The 19,461-nt window shown below is 70.3% G+C and carries 15 protein-coding genes and 1 pseudogene; 14 read left to right on the forward strand and 2 right to left on the reverse strand.

What is annotated here, in order from left to right; genetic code table 11:
• From AB8Z75_RS15675 to AB8Z75_RS15695, 5 genes are all read left to right on the forward strand, one after another.
• A partial coding sequence (locus AB8Z75_RS15675; protein ID WP_369202329.1) for an ABC transporter substrate-binding protein occupies positions 1-1,562 on the forward strand: 1,562 nt, incomplete at its 5' end.
• 6 nt (positions 1,563-1,568) lie between these two features.
• Entirely contained in the window at positions 1,569-2,492 is a 924-nt protein-coding gene (locus AB8Z75_RS15680) for an ABC transporter permease (protein ID WP_369202331.1), read from the forward strand.
• Between the two features lie 69 nt (positions 2,493-2,561).
• Positions 2,562-3,533: an ABC transporter permease gene (locus AB8Z75_RS15685; protein ID WP_369202333.1), complete on the forward strand. Its 972-nt coding sequence runs from the start codon at positions 2,562-2,564 to the stop codon at positions 3,531-3,533.
• Between the two features lie 4 nt (positions 3,534-3,537).
• On the forward strand, positions 3,538-4,518 hold the full coding sequence (locus AB8Z75_RS15690; RefSeq protein ID WP_369202335.1) for an ABC transporter ATP-binding protein: 981 nt from the start codon (positions 3,538-3,540) through the stop codon (positions 4,516-4,518).
• On the forward strand, positions 4,508-5,647 hold the full coding sequence (locus tag AB8Z75_RS15695; RefSeq protein ID WP_369202337.1) for an ABC transporter ATP-binding protein: 1,140 nt from the start codon (positions 4,508-4,510) through the stop codon (positions 5,645-5,647). The genes AB8Z75_RS15690 and AB8Z75_RS15695 overlap by 11 nt, the downstream gene beginning before the upstream one ends.
• 9 nt (positions 5,648-5,656) lie before the next feature.
• Here AB8Z75_RS15695 and AB8Z75_RS15700 read toward each other — a convergent pair whose 3' ends face one another.
• Positions 5,657-6,676 (reverse strand): hypothetical protein, encoded by a 1,020-nt coding sequence (locus AB8Z75_RS15700; protein WP_369202339.1) that lies wholly within the window; start codon positions 6,674-6,676, stop codon positions 5,657-5,659.
• A gap of 497 nt (positions 6,677-7,173) precedes the next feature.
• On the opposite strand from AB8Z75_RS15700, the gene AB8Z75_RS15705 reads away from it, so the two are divergent.
• From AB8Z75_RS15705 to AB8Z75_RS15725, 5 genes are all read left to right on the forward strand, one after another.
• A complete protein-coding gene (locus AB8Z75_RS15705; RefSeq protein ID WP_369202341.1) occupies positions 7,174-8,211 on the forward strand; it encodes an ABC transporter permease in 1,038 nt (345 codons plus the stop codon).
• 95 nt (positions 8,212-8,306) lie between these two features.
• Positions 8,307-10,103: an ABC transporter substrate-binding protein gene (locus AB8Z75_RS15710; RefSeq protein WP_369202343.1), complete on the forward strand. Its 1,797-nt coding sequence runs from the start codon at positions 8,307-8,309 to the stop codon at positions 10,101-10,103.
• 120 nt (positions 10,104-10,223) lie between these two features.
• Complete coding sequence (locus AB8Z75_RS15715; RefSeq protein WP_369202345.1) at positions 10,224-11,201, forward strand: ABC transporter permease; 978 nt, start codon at positions 10,224-10,226, stop codon at positions 11,199-11,201.
• A gap of 13 nt (positions 11,202-11,214) precedes the next feature.
• Positions 11,215-12,282, forward strand: a complete 1,068-nt coding sequence (locus tag AB8Z75_RS15720; protein ID WP_369202347.1) for an ABC transporter ATP-binding protein — start codon at positions 11,215-11,217, stop codon at positions 12,280-12,282.
• Between the two features lie 25 nt (positions 12,283-12,307).
• The gene (locus tag AB8Z75_RS15725) at positions 12,308-13,471 is read left to right on the forward strand and encodes an ABC transporter ATP-binding protein (protein WP_369202349.1); all 1,164 of its coding nucleotides are present in this window, start codon (positions 12,308-12,310) and stop codon (positions 13,469-13,471) included.
• 65 nt (positions 13,472-13,536) lie between these two features.
• Here AB8Z75_RS15725 and AB8Z75_RS15730 read toward each other — a convergent pair whose 3' ends face one another.
• Positions 13,537-15,720 carry a prolyl oligopeptidase family serine peptidase gene (locus tag AB8Z75_RS15730; RefSeq protein WP_369202351.1) on the reverse strand — a complete coding sequence of 728 codons (2,184 nt, stop codon included), beginning with the start codon at positions 15,718-15,720 and terminating at the stop codon, positions 13,537-13,539.
• A gap of 298 nt (positions 15,721-16,018) precedes the next feature.
• On the opposite strand from AB8Z75_RS15730, the gene AB8Z75_RS15735 reads away from it, so the two are divergent.
• From AB8Z75_RS15735 to AB8Z75_RS15750, 4 genes and pseudogenes are all read left to right on the forward strand, one after another.
• Complete coding sequence (locus AB8Z75_RS15735) at positions 16,019-16,213, forward strand: DUF2304 family protein (RefSeq protein ID WP_114014462.1); 195 nt, start codon at positions 16,019-16,021, stop codon at positions 16,211-16,213.
• A 151-nt stretch (positions 16,214-16,364) separates the two neighbouring features.
• Complete coding sequence (gene mshB, locus AB8Z75_RS15740) at positions 16,365-17,387, forward strand: N-acetyl-1-D-myo-inositol-2-amino-2-deoxy-alpha-D-glucopyranoside deacetylase (protein ID WP_369202354.1); 1,023 nt, start codon at positions 16,365-16,367, stop codon at positions 17,385-17,387.
• Positions 17,384-17,797: a DUF6113 family protein gene (locus tag AB8Z75_RS15745; protein ID WP_369202356.1), complete on the forward strand. Its 414-nt coding sequence runs from the start codon at positions 17,384-17,386 to the stop codon at positions 17,795-17,797. The genes mshB and AB8Z75_RS15745 overlap by 4 nt, the downstream gene beginning before the upstream one ends.
• Positions 17,798-17,925: 128 nt before the next feature.
• Positions 17,926-19,461: pseudogene (locus tag AB8Z75_RS15750) on the forward strand (hypothetical protein); the annotation flags it as partial.

Raw genomic sequence — 19,461 nt, forward strand, 5'->3', positions numbered from 1 at the left:
GCTCCAGCTCGGGGGGCGCGGGGGGCGGGGCGCAGGACGGTGTGGTCCGCGCCTTCTGGACCGACCCGCAGCATCCGGTCGAGCCGGCGAACACCAACGAGGTGCAGGGCGGCAAGGTCCTCGACATGATCATGCGGGGGCTCAAGAAGTACGACCCCGTCACGGGTGAGGCCAAGAACGCCGTCGCCGAGTCCATCACGACCGACGACCAGCGCACCTTCCGCATCAAGCTGGAGAAGGGCTGGAAGTTCTCCGACGGCACGCCGGTGACGGCGAAGTCGTTCGTGGACGCCTGGAACTACGGTGCGCTGGTCACCAACAAGCAGGTCAACTCCTACTTCTTCCAGTACATCGACGGCTACGACGACGTCCACCCCGAGAAGGGGAAGCCCAAGGCGAAAAAGATGTCGGGGCTGAAGGTCACCGGGGACCGCGCCTTCACGGTGAAGCTCAACCAGAAGTTCTCCATGTGGCCGCAGACGCTCGGCTACAGCGCCTACGCACCCCTGCCGAAATCCTTCTTCACCGACCACGAGGGATGGCTGAAGAAACCGGTGGGGAACGGCCCCTACAAGGTGGACTCCTACACCCGGGGCCAGTCGATGAAGCTGTCCCGCAACACGCACTACAGCGGTGCGGACAAGCCGCGGAACAAGGGCGTCGAGCTGAGGGTCTACACCGACCAGAACACCGGCTACACCGACCTGCAGGCCGGAAACCTCGACGTCGTCGACGAGCTCCCCGCCGGGCAGCTGAAGAACGCCAAGCGGGACCTGAACGGGCGCTACATCAACCAGCCGGCGGGCATCACCCAGACCATCTCCTTTCCGATGTACGACAAGCGGTGGCGCGGCGAGAAGGCCGCGCTGGTGCGGCGCGGCCTCTCCAAGGCGATCAACAGGAAGGAGGTGACCGAGGAGATCTACCACGGCACGCGGGAGCCGGCGACCGACCTGACCTCGCCCGTGCTGAAGGCGGGCGGCGGCTACGAACCCGGCCTGTGCGGCAGCGCGTGCGAGTACGACCCGAAGGAGGCCAAGAAGCTCATCAAGCAGGGCGGCGGCCTCCCCGGCGGCAAGATCACGCTGACCTCGAACGTGGACACGGGGTCCCACCGGCAGTGGATGGAAGCCGTCTGCAACAGCATCAACCGCACCCTGGACAAGAACAACGCCTGCGCGGTGAATCCGGTGCCGACGTTCAGCGAGTTCCGCTCCGACATCAGCGGTAAGAAGATGAAGGGCATGTTCAGGACCGGGTGGCAGATGGACTACCCGCTGATCCAGAACTTCATCCAGCCCATCTACTACACCGACGCCTCCTCCAACGACTCCGGATTCTCCGACCCGCAGGTCGACAAGCTCATCGACAAGGCGAACGCGGCCGGCGACCAAAAGAGCGCGATCGGCCTCTTCCAGCAGGCGGAGAAACGCATCCTGGAGACGTTCCCGGCCATTCCGCTGTGGTATCAGAACGGAAACGCCGGATACTCCGAGCGGGTCAGCAACGTGAAGCTCAACCCCTTCTCCGTGCCGGTCTTCACCGACATCAAGGTCAAGTGAGCCGTCGTGGGGCGCTACGTCGTACGGCGACTGCTCCAGATGGTCCCGGTCTTCATCGGGACGACGTTCCTCATCTTCGTGATGGTCTACGCCGTCGGCGACCCGGTGAACGCCATGTTCGGAGACCGGGCACCCGACCCGGCGACGGCCGCCCAACTGCGGGCCGAGTTCAACCTCGACAAGCCGGTATGGCAGCAGTACGTGCTCTACATGGGCAAGATCTTCTCCGGTGACTTCGGCAACGCCTTCAACGGGCAGCCCGTGACCGAGCTGATGGCGACCGCATTCCCCCTCACCATCCGGCTCGCGCTCGTCGCCGTCGTCATCGAGATCATCATCGGCCTGGTGCTCGGCGTGCTGACCGGACTGCGCCGCGGGCGGCCCGTCGACAGCGGGGTGCTGATGCTGACCCTCGTGGTCATCTCGGTGCCGACGTTCGTGACCGGCACCGTCTTCCAGTATCTGCTCGGCGTCCGATGGGGGCTGATCGCCCCCGCGGTCTCGCCCGCGGCCCCCCTCGGCCAGCTGCTGCTGCCTGGACTGGTGCTCGCGCTGGTCTCGCTCGCGTACGTCACGCGGCTGACCCGCACGTCCATCGCCGAGAACTCCCGCGCCGACTACGTGCGCACCGCCGTCGCCAAGGGGTTGCCGCGGCGGCGGGTGACGGTACGGCACCTGCTGCGCAACTCGCTGATCCCCGTCGTCACCTTCCTGGGCACCGACGTGGGCACCCTGATGGCCGGGGCTCTGGTGACCGAGCGGATCTTCAACATCCACGGCGTCGGCTTCCAGCTGTGGCAGGGCATCGTGCGGCAGAACTCGCCGACCGTCGTCGGCTTCGTGACCGTCCTCGTCATCGTCTTCCTCCTCGCGAACCTGCTCGTCGACCTGTTGTACGCCGTGCTCGACCCGAGGATCCGCTATGTGTGACCCACCCTCGCCAGGCCCGAGTCCGCGCAACGCTGCCGGCTTCGCCACCGCCGACCGCGGGGGGACCCCATGACGGGGACACCCGCCATCGAGGGCCCCGACGAGGAGCGGACGCTCGCCGGGGTCGAGAGCGAGGTCGAGCGGGCCGGCGGCGAGGGCCCGTCCTCACCGGGCCGGGAGCCGCAGGAACGGGCCCGGAGCCTGTGGTCCGACGCGTGGCACGACCTGCGCCGCAACCCGGTGTTCTGGATCGCGGGCCTGCTCATCGCGTTCCTGGTGCTCATCTCCGTGTGGCCCGGCCTCATCGCCTCCCGGGACCCGCTCTCCTGCCGGCTGGGCCGCTCGCTGGACGCGTCCTCGGCAGGGCACTGGTTCGGGTTCGACACCCAGGGATGCGACGTGTACACGCGCGTGGTCTACGGCGCCCGTACGTCGGTGACGGTCGGCGTCTGCGCGACGGCCGGGGTGGCCGCGCTGGGCAGCGTCCTCGGCGGACTCGCCGGATTCTTCGGCGGCGTGTGGGACGCGGTCCTCTCCCGGCTCACGGACATCTTCTTCGGCATCCCCATGATCCTCGGCGGCCTGGTCTTCCTGTCCATGACCGGGAGCCGCTCGGTGTGGACGGTGGTCGCCTTCATCGTGCTGCTCGGCTGGCCGCAGGTGGCCCGTATCGCGCGCGGCTCTGTCATCACGGCCAAACAGAACGACTACGTGCTGGCCGCCCGCGCACTGGGTGCCGGCAACGCCCGGATGCTGCTGCGGCACATCCTGCCGAACGCGATCGCCCCCGTGATCGTGACGGCGACCATCGCGCTGGGCACCTACATCTCGCTGGAGGCCACGCTCAGCTTCCTGGGCGTGGGCCTCCAGCCGCCGACGGTCTCCTGGGGCGCCGACATCTCCGCGGCCTCCCAGGGCATGCAGTTCCGCAACGCGCCGCACATCCTGCTGTATCCGGCCGCCGCGCTCAGCCTCACCGTGCTGGCGTTCATCATGCTCGGCGACGCGGTGCGCGACGCCCTCGACCCGAAACTGAGGTGAGCGTGTGAGCCTCCTTGAGGTGCGCGACCTGCACGTGGAGTTCCACACCCGGGACGGCGTGGCCAAGGCCGTCAACGGGGTCGACTGCGGACTCGAGGCCGGCGAGACGCTCGCGGTGCTCGGCGAGTCGGGCTCCGGCAAGTCGGTGACAGCGCAGGCGATCATGGGCATTCTCGACATGCCGCCAGGACGCATCACGGGTGGCGAGATCGTCTTCCAGGGCAGGGATCTGCTGACCCTTCCGGGCCAGGAGCGGCGGCAGATCCGCGGCGCCAAGATGGCGATGATCTTCCAGGACGCGCTCTCCGCCCTGAATCCGGTGCTGACCGTCGGCTACCAGCTGGCGGAGATGTTCCGCGTCCACCAGGGCGCCTCCCGCAAGGAGGCCAGGGCCAAGGCCGTCGAGCTGATGGAACGGGTCCGCATCCCCGCGGCGCGTCAGCGCGTCGGCGACTATCCGCACCAGTTCAGTGGGGGGATGCGGCAGCGCATCATGATCGCGATGGCGTTGGCGTTGGAGCCTGATCTGATCATCGCGGACGAGCCGACGACTGCGCTGGATGTGACGGTGCAGGCGCAGGTGATGGAGCTGCTGGCGGATCTGCAGCGTGAGTTCAACATGGGGCTGATCCTGATCACGCACGATCTGGGTGTGGTGGCGGATGTCGCGGACAAGATCGCGGTGATGTACGCGGGGCGGATCGTGGAGACGGCGCCGGTCAAGGAGCTGTACAAGGCTCCGGCCCACCCCTACACCCAGGGCCTGCTCGACTCCATCCCCCGCCTCGACCAGAAGGGCGGGCAGCTCAACGTCATCCGGGGCATGCCGCCCAACCTGTCGCAGATCCCGCCCGGCTGCGCCTACAACCCCCGCTGCCCCATGGCGCGTGCGGTCTGCCGCAGGGACGAACCTCCGCTGTACGAGGTCTCGGCGCGGCGGGCCAGCGCCTGCCACTTCTGGGAGGAGATGTTCGATGCACGGTGAGGGATCGAGCCGCAAGGTGGCCAGGGAGGAACTGATCCAGGCGCGGAAGCTGCTGGTGAAGTCGCACGCCGAGCGGGCGTTCGCGGCGGGCGAGCCGATCCTTCAGGTGCGGGACCTGGTCAAGCACTTCCCGCTGACCCAGGGCGTCCTCTTCAAGCGGCAGGTCGGCGCGGTCAAGGCGGTCGACGGCGTCTCCTTCGACCTGCGGAAGGGGGAGACGCTGGGCATCGTCGGCGAGTCGGGGTGCGGCAAGTCGACCGTGGCCAGGCTCATCACCCACCTGGAGAGGCCGACGGCGGGCACGATCCGCTACAAGGGCAACGACATCACCCGCGCCTCGGGGCGCGCTTTGAAGGCGGTGCGGCGCAACATTCAGATGGTGTTCCAGGACCCGTACACGTCGTTGAATCCGCGGATGACGGTGGGGGACATCATCGGGGAGCCGTTCGACATTCATCCTGAGGTGGCGCCGAAGGGGGATCGGCGGCGCAAGGTGCAGGAGTTGCTGGATGTGGTGGGGCTGAATCCGGAGTATGTGAACCGGTATCCGCACCAGTTCAGCGGGGGGCAGCGGCAGCGGATCGGGATCGCGCGGGGGCTGGCGCTGCGTCCGGAGATCATCGTGGCGGACGAGCCGGTCTCGGCGTTGGACGTCTCGGTGCAGGCGCAGGTCGTCAACCTGATGGAGCGCCTCCAGGACGAGTTCGGCCTCTCCTACGTCTTCATCGCCCACGACCTGTCAATCGTGCGGCACATCTCCGACCGCGTCGGCGTGATGTACCTCGGCAAGCTCGTCGAGGTCGGTACGGAGACCGAGATCTACGAGCACCCGACGCACCCCTACACGCAGGCGCTGCTGTCGGCCGTGCCGGTGCCCGACCCCGACGCCGAGGGGCGCAGGGAGCGGATCGTACTGGAGGGCGACGTGCCCTCACCGGCCAACCCGCCCTCGGGCTGCCACTTCCGCACCCGCTGCTGGAAGGCGCAGCAGCGCTGCGTGGAGGAGGAGCCGCCGCTCGCCGTTCCGGAGAACTTCGCCGACTCCCTGCCCGACGAGCCCGTCCACCACCCCTCGGCCTGCCATTTCGCGGCCGAGCGCGCCGCGGTGGTGGGCCCCGTCGAGACGTGAGGCGCCGGCCTACCAGGTCTGCGGCGGCTGCCCGTACGGCGCGGGGCCGCCGGCCGCGTACGGGGAGACGGGGCGCGGGCTGCGCTGCTGTCCCCGGGAGAGGGCCAGCAGGACGGCCGCGCCCGCGACGACCTCGAACACGTTGGTGAGCACATGCAGTTGCCCCTCGATGCCGAGGTCGCCGAAGTGCGCGAACAGGTCCGTCTTGATGCCGAAGGCGACGGCGAACAGGCCGACGGCGAGCAGCGGCCCGGCGATGATCAGGCCGAAGGGGCGGGAGAAGGGCGCGCCCGCCAGCGCGGCGATGCCGGCGACCAGAGCGAGGACGACGACGGTCCACAGGGTCCAGCCGGGCGGGGCGTCCAGCAGCCGGACGAGGGAGCGTTCGCCGGTCAGCGTCTTCTCGTAGCGGTCCCAGCCGAGCTGCTGCATGGTGCGTATTTCCCACGCGAGCAGCACCGCGCCCGCGGCGCCCAGCAGCAGGAAGGCGGCCACGGCGCCGCCCCTGGTCGGCCCGGCGGGGGCCGAGTGGGCCACGTCGTGGGGGGCGGGGGCGCCGTAGCCGTAGCCGCCGGGGGCGGAGTGTGCGGGGCGGCGTCCCGCGATGGCGGTGACGAGGAGGACACCGCCGAGGACGACGGTGGCGATGGTGCTGAAGAGGACCTTGCTCAGCAGCCCGTCGGGGACGCCCTGCATCCAGTCGGCGTTCAGGTTCCACAGCCCCGGGGCGCGCAGCGCGACGGTCAGCGTTCCGGCGCCGGCGAGTATCGCGGCGGACGAGGAGGAGCGGTAGGCGGCGGGGGCGGCGACCGCGTAGACCAGCATCAGCGTGGGTTCGAGGAAGGAGGTGACCCACACCCCGTCCTCGGCGCGGGCCGGCAGCCCGGCCCAGTTCCACCACACGTCGACGACGTCGTCGGCCTTGGTGAAGTCCCGGATGATCCAGGCGAGGCTGACCAGCGCGAGGGCGGCCAGCAGCAGCGCTCCGAAGACGCGCGCTCCGCGCGCGAGTGTCCTGTCCTGGCCCATGGCTCGGCCCCCCGTGTGTACGTGTGTCGCGACGTGCTGGACCTGACGTGTCTACCCGCGAGCACCGCCCGGCAACAAGCGCCGGGCCGGCGGTGTGCACGGCGGTGTGCGCGGCGGTGAAGCCGCACTCATGTTCGCACGACGTCCACCGCACGTGCAGGGAAACGCCACGAGCCCCTGTACACACGGCAGTTGACGGTTCTCCGCACTTCAGAGTGACTGCTTCGGATATCGGAGAGACGACGACCACGTTGCGAGATTGTTAAGGCGATTACTCCCGATTTTTACCTTCATGTCCGCCTGGTCGCTGTGATGTCAAGCACGTTGCGACCTCGATCTGCGCAACGTTCGCTCAAGAAAGCCGTTGACGGCGTTCAGCCTGGCCAAGACCTCTTGACTGGCATGTAACCGGCTTGCCAAAGTCCGGCACAACCCACCCGCATCACGCCCCAACGATTCGGGTTCCGGCGAGAATTGAGCGCGGGAGCACACACGCGATGACGAGTCCTTCCCAGGCCGCTGCGGTCGGGGCCGACACCCCTGGCCCCGATCAGGAAGCGGGCCCGAGTTCTACGCGAGTTGCCAAGGACGGCGACCTCGCGGGCCGGTCACCAGGACGGCTCATGTGGATGCGCTTCAAACGCGACCGCACAGGTGTGGTCTCGGCGTGTGTCGTGCTCGCCTTCTTCCTGATCGCGGCGCTGGCCCCGGTGATCTCCTGGCTCTACGGCAAGGATCCCTATACCCGCTACGGGCAGCTGACACCGGGCCTGCTCAACGACAACGGCTACCCCGTGCAGCCCAACGGCGGCATCAGCGGCGAGTTCTGGTTCGGGCTCGAACCGAACCTGGGCCGGGACGTCTTCATGCAGCTGGTCTACGGAATCCGCACCTCGCTCTCGCTCGCGCTGATCGTCACCCTGCTCTCGGTGGCCACGGCGATCGTGATCGGCGTCGCGGGGGGCTACTTCGGCGGGAAGGTCGACTACTTCCTCGGCCGGTTCACCGACCTGATGATGTCCTTCCCCAACCAGCTCTTCTTCGTCGCCTTCACCCCGGTCGTCGGCGCGCTGCTTGTCGACCCGCAGGACGAGATGCCCACCTGGCTCAGGTCCTGCGTGATCATCTACGTGATGTGGCTGCTCGGCTGGATGACGCTGGCGCGGCTGTTGCGGGGCCAGACGCTGTCGCTGCGGGAGCGGGAGTTCATCGAGGCGGCGAAGGTCGCCGGGACGCCGCCGGGCCGCATCGTCCGCAAGGAACTGCTGCCGAACCTGGTCACGCCCATGCTGGTGCAGGCCACCTACATGCTGCCGAACAACGTCACCGCCATCGCGGGGCTCTCCTTTCTCGGCGTCGGGCTGCTGGAGCCCACCCCTGACTGGGGCCGGATGTTCGCCACGGGCGCCGAGGTCTACCAGAGCGACATCACCTACATGTTCTTCCCGGGCGGAGCGATGGTGATCTTCATCCTCGCCTTCAACCTGCTCGGAGACTCGGTCAGGGACGCGTTCGACCCGAAGTCGGGCCGATGAGGGCCAGGCGCGACCGAGTGGTGGGGGGTGCTGCCACCCCGTACGGCATCAGTCAGGCAGCGACGGACAACCGACAGGCAGGTGCAGACACCACCATGAGCAGAGTGAGCATACGCACAGCGCGTGCGTCCCTCGCGGCGGTCGCCGCCGGCGCGCTGTTCCTCACCGGCTGCAGCAGCGGCGGGGGCGGCGGTGAGGACACCAAGGACACGAAGGCCAAGAAGCAGGGCGCCGACGTCTCCTACACGTTCGCCGACGAGGCCGCCTCCAAGGGCCCGGCCCCCGAGGTCAAGGGCAGCCGCAAGGGCGGCACCATCAAGGTCCTCCAGCGCGACAGCTTCGCGCACCTGGACCCGGCGCAGATCTACGTCAGCGACGAGGGCTCCCTCGCCACGCTGATCCACCGCGGTCTGACCACCTACAAGCGCACCAGCGGCGACAAGTACGAGGTCGTCGGCGACCTGGCCACCGACAGCGGGAAGAAGTCGGACGGCGGCAAGACCTGGACGTACAAGCTCAAGGACGGCATCAAGTTCGAGGACGGCTCGGCCATCACCTCGAAGGACATCCGGCACAGCATCGAGCGGACGTTCGCGCCCTTCATCACCGAGGGCCCCACCTTCGTGCAGCAGTGGCTGGCCAACACCGGCGGCACCGACTACCGCAAGATGCTCAAGGACGGCCCCTACGAGGGCAAGCACCTGCCGGACGACGTCCTGGAGACGCCGGACGACAAGACCGTCATCTTCCACTTCAAGGAGCCGCAGGCCGAGCTGCCCTACGCGCTGGCCATGCCGGGTTACTCGGTGGTGTCCGAGAAGAAGGACACCAAGGAGAAGTACGACAAGGACCCGCTCGTCACCGGCCCCTACAAGATCGCGTCCTTCAAGTCGGGCAAGAGCATGAAGCTCGTCCGCAACCCCGAGTGGGACCCGAAGACCGACCCGAAGCGCCACCAGTACCCGGACGCCTTCACCATCCAGTTCGGTGTCTCCTTCGAGGACTCCACCAAGCGGCTGATGTCCGACGCGGGTGAGAACCAGTACGCCACCAGCTTCACCAACAGCGTCGACGCCTCCAGCATGCAGAAGGTGCGCAGCGACCCCGAGGTCAAGAAGCGCTCCATCTCCGGCTACCAGAGTTACGTCAGCTACATGAACATCAACATGGACCGGATCAAGAACAAGAAGGTCCGCCAGGCCATCGCCTACGCGATGCCCAACCAGTCCATCGTCTCCGCGTTCGGCGGTGCCGGCGGCGGCGAGATGGCCGGCAACTACATCAGCCCGACGCTGGTGGGCCAGAAGCCGACCGACCCGTTCAACAAGCTGAAGAAGCCGCAGGGCGATGTGAAGAAGGCCGCCAAGCTCCTGAAGGAGTCCGGCAAGAAGGGCATGAAGCTCACCTTCGCCTTCCAGAACGCGCCCGAGTGGCAGGACTTCTCCGTCGCCGCGACGCAGAACCTGGAGAAGGCCGGGTTCAACGTCCAGAAGAAGGACATCATCGCGGACACGTACTACGACCAGATCGGCAAGATCAAGAACAACTACGACATCTACCACAACTCGTGGGGTGCCGACTGGCCGAGCGCCTCGACCGTCGTCCCGAACCTGTTCGACGGACGTCAGGTCCAGGACGGTGCGGCGAACTACTCGCACCACAAGAACCCGAAGTTCGAGAAGGAGATGGACCGGATCCGCAAGATCGAGGATCCGAACAAGGCCGCCGACGCGTGGATGAAGCTCGCGGACAAGATCCTCGTCGAGGACGTCCCCGCGGTGCCCATGCACTACTACAAGACGATCCAGCTGAGCGGATCGAAGATCGGCGGAGCCTACTTCGACGAGCAGCTGCACGACATCCAGCCCACCTCGCTGTACGTCAAGAAGTAACGCACCCGGGCGCCGGCTCCGCCGCCCGGCCCTCGCGGCCGGGCGGCGGAGCCCCACGGTGCCGCCCCGCACCTCCTTCCGCACGTCGATTCCGCTGTCGCACGAGAGCTGCGTTCCGTCATGCTGCGATTTCTCATCCGCCGGTCGCTCGGCGCCGTGGTGATCCTGCTGATCATCAGCGCCGTCACCTTCTTCCTCTTCTACGCCGTCCCCAGGGACCCGGCGATGCTGGCCTGCGGCAAGAACTGCACGCCGGACGCGCTCGAGGTCATCCGCAAGAACATGGGGATCGACGAACCCGTGCCGGTCCAGTACTGGCACTTCATGGTCGGCATCTTCGCCGGCCGCGACTTCGCCGCCGGCGCGTGTCCCGCGCCGTGCTTCGGCTACTCCTTCGCCAACCAGGACCCCGTCTGGCAGACGATCCTGGACCGCTTCCCGACCACCGTCTCGCTGACCATCGGCGGCGCCGCGGTCTTCCTGTTCATCGGCCTGGGCGCCGGCATGATCGCCGCCTGGAAGAAGGGCACCCTCGTCGACAAGACGTTCAGCTCCCTGTCGCTGGTGCTCTCCTCGATGCAGATCTACTTCATCGGCCCGCTCGTCCTGGCCCTGGTGGTCTACAACCTGCAACTCCTCGACCAGCCCAAGTACGTACCGCTGACGCAGGATCCGGCCGGCTGGTTCATGGGCCTGCTGATCCCCTGGCTGGTCGTCCAGATCATCTTCACCGCGAACTACACCCGTCTGTCGCGCTCGTCGATGATCGAGCAGTTGCAGGAAGACCACGTCAGAGCCGCCCGCGCGAAGGGCATGTCGGGGCGGTACGTCTTCTTCCGCTACGCCTGGCGCGGCTCGCTCATCCCCATCGTCACCATCTTCGGCGTCGACCTCGGCTCCCTCTTCGGCGGCGCGATGATCACCGAGTGGACGTTCTCCCTCCCGGGGCTGGGCACCCTCGCGGTCAACTCGGTGCAGAACACCGACCTGCCCATGGTGATGGGCGTGATGCTCTTCGCGGCGACCTTCATCATCCTGTTCAACATCATCGTGGACGCCGCCTACGCGTTCATCGACCCGCGCGTGCGGCTGTCCTAGGAGAACCTCCGCCATGACCTCCCTGACCAAGGAAGCGGACGTACCCGCACCGCGCGACGCGGACGGGGGCGCCTTCCTCTCGGTGCGCGACCTGTACGTGCACTTCGACACCGAGGACGGCACCGTCAAGGCCGTCGACGGACTCTCCTTCGACGTGGAGCGCGGCAGGACGCTGGGCATCGTCGGCGAGTCCGGCTCCGGAAAGTCGGTCACCAACCTGTCCATCCTGGGCCTGCACAACCCGCGTACGACCGACGTCTCGGGCAAGATCCTGCTGGACGGCCAGGAGCTGACGGGCGCGCGCGAGAAGACGCTGGAGTCGCTGCGCGGCAACAAGATGGCGATGATCTTCCAGGACGCGCTGACCGCGCTGTCGCCGTACTACACGATCGGGCGGCAGATCGCCGAGCCGTACCGCAAGCACCTGGGGGTCTCCAAACGGGAGGCGCACCTGCGGGCCGTCGAGATGCTCGACAAGGTCGGCATCCCCAACCCGAAGACGCGGGTCCACGACTACCCGCACCAGTTCTCCGGCGGCATGCGGCAGCGCGCGATGATCGCCATGGCGCTGGTGTGCAACCCGGACCTGCTGATCGCGGACGAGCCCACCACGGCCCTCGACGTCACCGTCCAGGCGCAGATCCTCGACCTGCTCAAGGACCTCCAGCAGGAGTTCGGCTCCGCGATCGTCTTCATCACCCACGACCTCGGCGTCATCGCCAACGTCGCCGACGACATCCTGGTGATGTACGGCGGGCGCGCCGTCGAGCGGGGCACGGTCGGCGAGGTGCTGCGCAGCCCCGAGCACCCCTACACCTGGGGGCTGCTGACCTCCATGCCACGGCTGACCGGCGACGTGAACGAGGAACTGTCGCCCATCCACGGCACGCCGCCGAGCCTGCTGGCGCCGCCGCCCGGCTGCCCCTTCCACCCGCGCTGCGGCTACCAGGACGAGGTCGCCGGCAGGTCCTGCACAGGCGACCGGCCGCAGCTGCCGCACGGGCGCGGCTCCGCCTGCCACCTGACGGCCGAGCAGAAGCGCACGTTCTTCACCGAGCAGATCAAGCCCAGGCTGAGCTAGGACAGGCAGAGGGAGACCCAGACCAATGAGCGATGACCTCACCCTGACCGAGCCGGGCGCGGGCGGACCGAAGGACGCGGCACCCGCCCGCACGGGCGAACCGCTGCTGAAGGCGGAGGGCCTGGCCAAACACTTCCCGATCATGGGGGGCTTCCCCTTCAAGCGGAAGGTGGGCGAGGTCCAGGCCGTCTCCGGTATCGACCTCGGTGTCCACGCGGGCGAGAGCTTCGGCCTCGTCGGCGAGTCGGGCTGCGGCAAGTCGACCACGGGACGGCTGCTGACCCGGCTGCTGGAGCCCACCGGCGGCACGATCACCTACGCGGGGCAGGAGATCACCCACGCCACCCGCAAGCAGATGGCGCCGATCCGCTCTGAGATCCAGATGATCTTCCAGGACCCGTACTCGTCGCTGAACCCGCGGCACACGGTCGGCTCCATCATCGGCGGACCGATGGAGGTCAACGGCATCGACCCGCCCGGGGGGCGCGAGAAGCGCATCCGGGAACTGCTGGAGACCGTCGGCCTCAACCCCGAGCACTACAACCGCTTCCCGCACGAGTTCTCCGGCGGCCAGCGCCAGCGCATCGGCGTCGCCCGCGCGCTGGCGCTGGAGCCGAAACTGATCGTGGCGGACGAGCCGGTCTCCGCGCTGGACGTCTCCATCCAGGCGCAGGTCGTCAACCTGCTCCAGCAGGTGCAGCGGGAGATGGGCATCGCCTTCGTCTTCATCGCCCACGACCTGGCGATCGTGCGCCACTTCTCGGAGCGGGTCGCGGTGATGTACCTGGGCAAGATCGTCGAGGTGGGGGAGCGGGAGGCGATCTACAACCGCCCCCGCCACCCCTACACCCACGCCCTGCTCTCGGCGGTGCCGGAGGCCGTGCTCAACGAGGAGGGGCAGGCCGAGGGCAGCGACCGCGAGCGCATCCGCCTGGCCGGCGACGTCCCCTCGCCGATCAACCCGCCCTCGGGCTGCCGCTTCCGCACCCGCTGCTGGAAGGCGCAGGACAAGTGCGCCACCCAGGAGCCTCCGCTTGTCCAGATCCCCGGAAACACCCAGGGCCACCTGACGGCCTGCCACTTCCCCGAGGAGCCGACGACCGAGGCCCGCGGGGAGGACATCGTGCTGGACAAGGCGCTGCGGGAGCACGAGGGGGAGACCTCGGCCACGACGGCCAAGACCCGCTGAGGCGCCCGCCCGCCGGTCCCGGCACGCCGCTCGCGGAAGCGTTCGCGGCGGCGTGCCGTACGGCCTCAGCCGGCCATGCCCAACGACCGCTTCAGGAAGGCGACCTGCAACACGAGCAGGTTCTCCGCGACCGTCGCGTCGCTCGCCATGTGGGTCACCCCGGACAGCGGCAGCACCTCGTGCTGCCGCCCCGCGGCCAGCAGCGCCGAGGACAGCCGCAGCGCGTGCGCGACGACCACGTTGTCGTCGGCGAGCCCGTGGATGATCATCATCGGCCTGTGGGGGCCGTCCTCCGAGACGAGGGACAGCCCCTCGTCGGTGAGCAGTGAGGACTCCGCGTACACCTCGGGGTTCTCCTGCGGGGTGCCGCAGTACCGCTCGGTGTAGTGCGTGTCGTACAGCCGCCAGTCGGTCACCGGGGCACCGGCGACCGCGGCGTGGAAGACGTCGGGCCGCCGCAGCACGGCCAGCGCCGCGAGGTAACCGCCGTAGGACCAGCCGCGGATGCCCACCCGTGTCAGGTCGAGGGGGAACTCGGCCGCGAGCGCGTGCAGGGCTTCGACCTGGTCGTCGAGGGTGACCGGGGCGAGCCGGCGCGAGACGGCCTTCTCCCAGGCGGGGCTGTGTCCCGGCGTGCCCCGCCCGTCGGCCGTGACCACGGCGAAGCCCTGGTCGGCGAACCACTGCGCGGTCAGGTGCGCGTTGTGCGCGGCCACGACGCGCTGGCCGTGCGGCCCGCCGTAGGGGTCCATCAGCACGGGCAGCGGCCCGTCGGAGTCCCGGTAGCCGGTGGGCAGGACCACGGCGGCAGGGATGCGGCGTTCACCGGCGAGCAGCAGGTGGGGGGAGGTGGTCAGCACGGGCCGTGCGGCGTGCGAGTCGATGGTGCCCAGCCGCTTCCCGTCCTCCTGGCGCACCAGCACGACCCGCGCTCCTGCCCGGGACAGGGCCGCCGTCGAGAGCACGAGCGTGTCGCCGCCGCGCGCGGCGGAGGACAGCCGCGGGCCCCGGTCTTCGTCCTCGGGGTCGGTGACCCGCACCGCCGGGCCGCCGGCCAACGGCACGCGGTAGACCCCGATGTCGCCCGGTGCCGAGCGGCGCGACGGATCACCGCCGTCCCCCTCTGAGGCGGTCAGCAGAACGTCCTCGGTGCCGATGTCCAGCACGGCCCGCACGTGCAGCCGCGCGTCCGTGAGCCGCCGTGCGCCCGCCATGAGCACCCGTGCGCTCTTCCCCTCGGCGCCCACCGCAGCCTCGTCCACGATCCGCACCAGAGCGCCGTCCGGCGCCCACGCCGGCACCCCGCCGAAGACTTCCAGCCAGATTTGATCTTCCTCGGTGAGTGTGACAGACGTCTCACCCGTCTCGACGTCCACGCTCAGGTACGCGGCCGTGCGCTGGTCCCTGCTGTGCACGAGCAACAGCGGGGGGCCGGCCGCGGACCAGTGGACCCGGGCGAGGTACGGGTAGCGCTCGTGGTCCCAGCGGACCTGGTGCCGTGTCCCGTCGAGACCCAGCAGATGCACGGTGACCTCGGCGTTCGCCGTGCCGGCCGCCGGGTAGGCGACGCGGGCGGGCTCGCCTTGCGGGTTGGCCGGGTCGGCGATGGACCAGCGGGTCACCGGCGCGTCGTCGGCGCGCGCGACCAGCAGCCGGTCCGAGTCGGGCGACCACCAGTAGCCGCGGGTGCGGGACATCTCCTCCGCCGCGACGAACTCCGCCATGCCCCAGGTGACCGTCTCCGACTCCGGCTGGGCCAGCGCCCTGTCGTCCTCGCCGGACGCCGCGACCACCCGCAGGGCGCCGCGCGTCACGTAGGCCACGTACCGGCCGTCGGGGGAGGGGCGGGGATCCACGACGGGGGTCGGCGTGGTGAGTTCGCGCGCCTGTCCGGTGGCCAGGTCCGCGGTGAACAGCCGGCCCGAGAGGGCGAAGGCGGCCGTCTTCACGCACGTGTCGGTGGCATATCCGACCACACCGGCCGTGCCCTCCCGGCTCCGCTCGCGCCGCGCCCGCTCCTCGGCGGAGAGCTCCTCGGCCGCCCCGCCCAACAGGGCCGCGGGATCGGCGGCGATACGTTCCTCGCCGCTCGCCACCTCCCGCACCCAGAGGAGATGGGCCAGGTCGAAGCCGTCGCGGGAGCGAAGGAAAGCAACGCGTGAGCCGTCCGGGGCGACGGTGAAAGACCTCGGGGCACCAAGTGTGAATCTGTGGGTACGGGCGTGCTGCTGCGGGAAAGTCGTAGCCATGCGGCTGACCGTACTGCGCACGCGCCCTACCGCACCGCGTCCTCGCCAGGCTGTGATCCGTTCCGGATGCCCGCCGGGACGATGGTCAGGTCGTCGGCGGGTGGCTGGATATGAATATGCGCCCCTCCTCTGCACCCGTGCACCGAGCCGTGCGGTCGCCCGGATAATTATGATCCGTTGCGCATGGTGGGTGCTGGGTATGAAGCCGGTGGCTCCTCCGTGCCGGAGGCGCGCCGCCGTGTCCGTGTGACCCGTAGAAGATCCCGAACCGACCGTGCGTACTTGGAGGTGAGCCGCCGTGGCACTCTCGATTTCGGCGGTGGTGCTGCTGGCGATCATCGTCATCCTGCTCGTCAGGAAATCCGGGCTCAAGGCCGGACACGCGGTGATCTGCATGCTGTTGGGCTTCTACCTCGCCAGCTCGTCGGTCGCTCCCACGATCACCGACCTGACCTCCAACGTTGCCGGGATGATCGGCCAGCTCAAGTTCTGAGGACGCCGCGCCCCCGTCGACCGTCCTTTGTCCCCCGTCCCCCGTTCCCCGGCCCGCGTACCGGTCCCTCTCGCGTCCCTCCGTCGTCCTTCCCGGCCCTTCCTCCCCCTCGCTTCGCCGGCCGGTGGCGTGCCCGTCGTAGGCTCGGGGCATGACCGCTGCGTTTCCCCCAGGGGCGGCCCCCGGCTCACCGGCCGCCCCCCGGCGCCGTGTGCTGCTGGTGCACGCGCACCCGGACGACGAGTCGATCACCACAGGCGCCACCATGGCCAAGTACGCGGCGGAGGGCGCACACGTCACCCTCGTCACCTGCACCCTGGGCGAGGAGGGCGAGGTCATCCCCGACGGGCTCGCCCACCTGGCACCCGACCAGGACGACACCCTCGGCCCGCACCGCATCGGCGAACTCGCCGCGGCCATGCGCGCGTTGGGCGTCACCGATCACCGCTTCCTCGGCGGCCGGGGGCGCTACCGCGACTCGGGCATGATGGGCGCGCCGACCAACGACCGCCCCGGCTGCTTCTGGCAGGCCGACCTCGACGAGGCCGCCGGGCTGCTCGCCGCCGTGCTGCGCGAGGTGCGCCCCCAGGTGGTCGTCACCTACGGTCCCGACGGCGGTTACGGCCACCCCGACCACATCAAGGCCCACCGCGTGGCCATGCGCGCCGTCCAGCTCGCCGCCGCCGAGGGCGGACGCGGCGGCGGCACGCCGCACCGGGTGCGGCGCGTCTACTGGAACGTCGTCCCCCGCCCCGTCCTCGACGAGGGCTTCGCCCGGCTGCACGCAGCCGCGGCCGACGGAGAGGTCTTCCCCTTCCCCGGTTTCCTGGGCGACACGGGCCTCGCACAGCCCGACGACGTCCCCGGGGTGGTCGACAGCGCCCAGGAGGTCGACGTCACGATCGACGCCCGCGCCCACCTCGCCGCCAAGGCGGCGGCCATGGCGGCCCACGAGACGCAGGTCTCCGTGCGCGAGACCTCGCGCGGCCCCTGCTTCGCGCTCTCCAACGGGCTCGGCCAGCCCCTGATCGGCACCGAGTACTTCCAGCGCGCCGACCGCGCCGACGGCGATGACGGCGATGACCGCGCCGACGGTGAGGGCGGCGATGACCGCGGCGTTCACGGCCGGGCGCCCGCCGGCCTCGACGACCTCTTCGCGGGAGTGGACGCATGAGCGCGGCGCCCGTAGCCACCACCTCCACGCCCGGCGCCTTCCCGCACGGGCGCAACGCCCGCCTCGCGGTGTACGCGGCGCTGGCCGTTCTCGGCCTGCTCACCGGCGCGGCCGGAACCCTCGTCCAGGGGGCCTGGTTCCCCCTCGGCCTGCTGCTCGCGCTGGCCGCCGCCGCCGGGCTCTTCTGGGGCGGCGCGAAACTGTGCCGCACCAAGCCGGGCGCGGCCGTGCCCGGCGCGGGCTGGGTGGTGGCGGTACTGCTGATGACGACCTCACGGGCCGAGGGGGACTTCCTGTTCGCCGCGGGCCTCGCCAGCTACGTGTACCTGTTCGGCGGCATGCTCGCGGCTGTGATGTGTACCACCATCGCCCTGCCCGCGCCCCCCGTTCCCGTGCACAAGAACCGCTGAGAGGGGCGCCGGCGGGCCGATTCGGTGGTCGCGGAGCCCCTGCCCCGTGCCCCCAGTACAGTGGTGCGCGCCGGCGAGCCGCCTTCGGGCCAACGGGAAGACGGCGAATCCATCCGGGAGTACCTGCTTTGAGTCGTGAAACTGACAGTTCGTCCTCCGGGCCCAAGCGGCGCGGCGGTTCGTCGTACCCCTCGGGGACGGAGCCGTACGGCACCTCGGGCCCCGGCGCGGACCAGGAGGGCCGGGGAACCGATCCGGCAGCCGGGTCGAAGCCGGACGAGCCGAAGACGGAGACGACGCTCACCACCCGCATCCGCATCAACATCCCCGGATCGCGGCCCATCCCACCCGTGGTGATGCGCACCCCGGTCGGCGACGAGAACGAGGGCGGAAAGCCCGGCGGCGCCGACAAGGGCGGCACGAAGGGCGGCAAGCCCGCGGCCCCCGACCTGGGCGCGGGCAAGCGGGCGACGGGCGGCGGCTCGTCGGTCGCGGGGCCGCCACCGCCCGGGCCCGCCGCTCCGGGCGGCGCGGCTGCCGGCCCGGCCGCATCGGGCGGCCCGGCCGCCTCGGGCGGCGCGGCTGCCTCGGGCGGCGCGGGTGGGTCCGGCCCGGCGGCCGGCCGCACGGGGGCCGAGGGCCGCTCCTCAGCCGGTGCGAACTCCCCTTCCCCGCAGGGCGCAGGGCCCGCCGACCCGGAGGGGAGTGGGAGTTTCACTCAGCAGACCAGCGACTGGTTCTCCCCGCGCAAGCCCCCGCGCAGCGCGCCGCCCGCGTCGGCCGCCCCGGCCTCCGGCGGCGGCCCCGGCGGGCCCGCCTCCGAGGCGACCGGCACGCACCGGGCGCCGGGCCCCGCGGACACGCCCCCCGAGGGCGTCCCGCGGGTCGGTCCCGGCGCGCCGGCCGGGCCGACGACAGGACCGGTCACCGGCGACATGACCGGGCCCCTGCCGTCCGGCGCGGGCCCTGGTCCTCTCGCCGCGCCGGGCACGGGCACGGGCACGGGCAACGGCCAGGGATACGGGGCGGGCCGGCCCCCCGGCACGGGCGACGGCTTCGGCAGCGGCGACACCGCCGGTGGCGGCCAGCATCCCGGCCCGGGCCAGAGTCCGGGTCCCGGCCAGAATCCGGGCCCGGGCCAGGACTTCGGCGCGGATGAGGTCTTCGGCGCCGGCAGCGGTCCGGCTGCCGGACGGCCCTCGGGCGCGAACGGGCCCTTCGGACCCGGCCACGGCGGGGATCCGGGCCGCGGTGCCTCCGGGCTGGACGCCTTCGGCCTGGGGACGCAGCCCGACGACGGCGCTTCGAAACGGGACCCGTTCGGTGAGCAGCGCTCCGGTGCGACCGCGGGCCCCGACCACGACACCGGCACCCACCGGGCCCCCGCGGGGCAGGGCGCCGACTCCGGCCCTGGCGCACCTGGTTCCGGCCCTTCGGGCACACCACCGGCCGGTATCCCGGCCGTTCCGGGCGCCGGTGGGCCCTCGCCCTCCGGCGCGCCCCCGGCCCCCGGGCGACACGATGGTCAGCGGCGTCCCGTAGGCCGGCCCCGACGGCGGCCCCGGTGGCCCGGACGGCCCGGCGACGCCGGGGCCGTCGCCCGCGCCGACCGGTGGCCCGGCGGCCCCGCAGGCGGCGAAGGCCGCGAAACCGGCACGCAAGGG

The organism is Streptomyces sp. PU-14G (assembly GCF_041028275.1).
GTDB lineage: Bacteria > Actinomycetota > Actinomycetes > Streptomycetales > Streptomycetaceae > Streptomyces.

Bases quoted from the DNA above. Each gene is read 5' to 3' on its own strand.
- AB8Z75_RS15685 (WP_369202333.1), top strand. From the start codon at position 2,562: ATGACGGGGACACCCGCCATCGAGGGCCCCGACGAGGAGCGGACGCTC.
- AB8Z75_RS15695 (WP_369202337.1), top strand. From the start codon at position 4,508: ATGCACGGTGAGGGATCGAGCCGCAAGGTGGCCAGGGAGGAACTGATC.
- AB8Z75_RS15700 (WP_369202339.1), bottom strand. From the start codon at position 6,676: ATGGGCCAGGACAGGACACTCGCGCGCGGAGCGCGCGTCTTCGGAGCG.
- AB8Z75_RS15705 (WP_369202341.1), top strand. From the start codon at position 7,174: ATGACGAGTCCTTCCCAGGCCGCTGCGGTCGGGGCCGACACCCCTGGC.
- AB8Z75_RS15710 (WP_369202343.1), top strand. From the start codon at position 8,307: ATGAGCAGAGTGAGCATACGCACAGCGCGTGCGTCCCTCGCGGCGGTC.
- AB8Z75_RS15715 (WP_369202345.1), top strand. From the start codon at position 10,224: ATGCTGCGATTTCTCATCCGCCGGTCGCTCGGCGCCGTGGTGATCCTG.
- AB8Z75_RS15720 (WP_369202347.1), top strand. From the start codon at position 11,215: ATGACCTCCCTGACCAAGGAAGCGGACGTACCCGCACCGCGCGACGCG.
- AB8Z75_RS15725 (WP_369202349.1), top strand. From the start codon at position 12,308: ATGAGCGATGACCTCACCCTGACCGAGCCGGGCGCGGGCGGACCGAAG.
- AB8Z75_RS15730 (WP_369202351.1), bottom strand. From the start codon at position 15,720: ATGGCTACGACTTTCCCGCAGCAGCACGCCCGTACCCACAGATTCACA.
- mshB (WP_369202354.1), top strand. From the start codon at position 16,365: ATGACCGCTGCGTTTCCCCCAGGGGCGGCCCCCGGCTCACCGGCCGCC.
- AB8Z75_RS15745 (WP_369202356.1), top strand. From the start codon at position 17,384: ATGAGCGCGGCGCCCGTAGCCACCACCTCCACGCCCGGCGCCTTCCCG.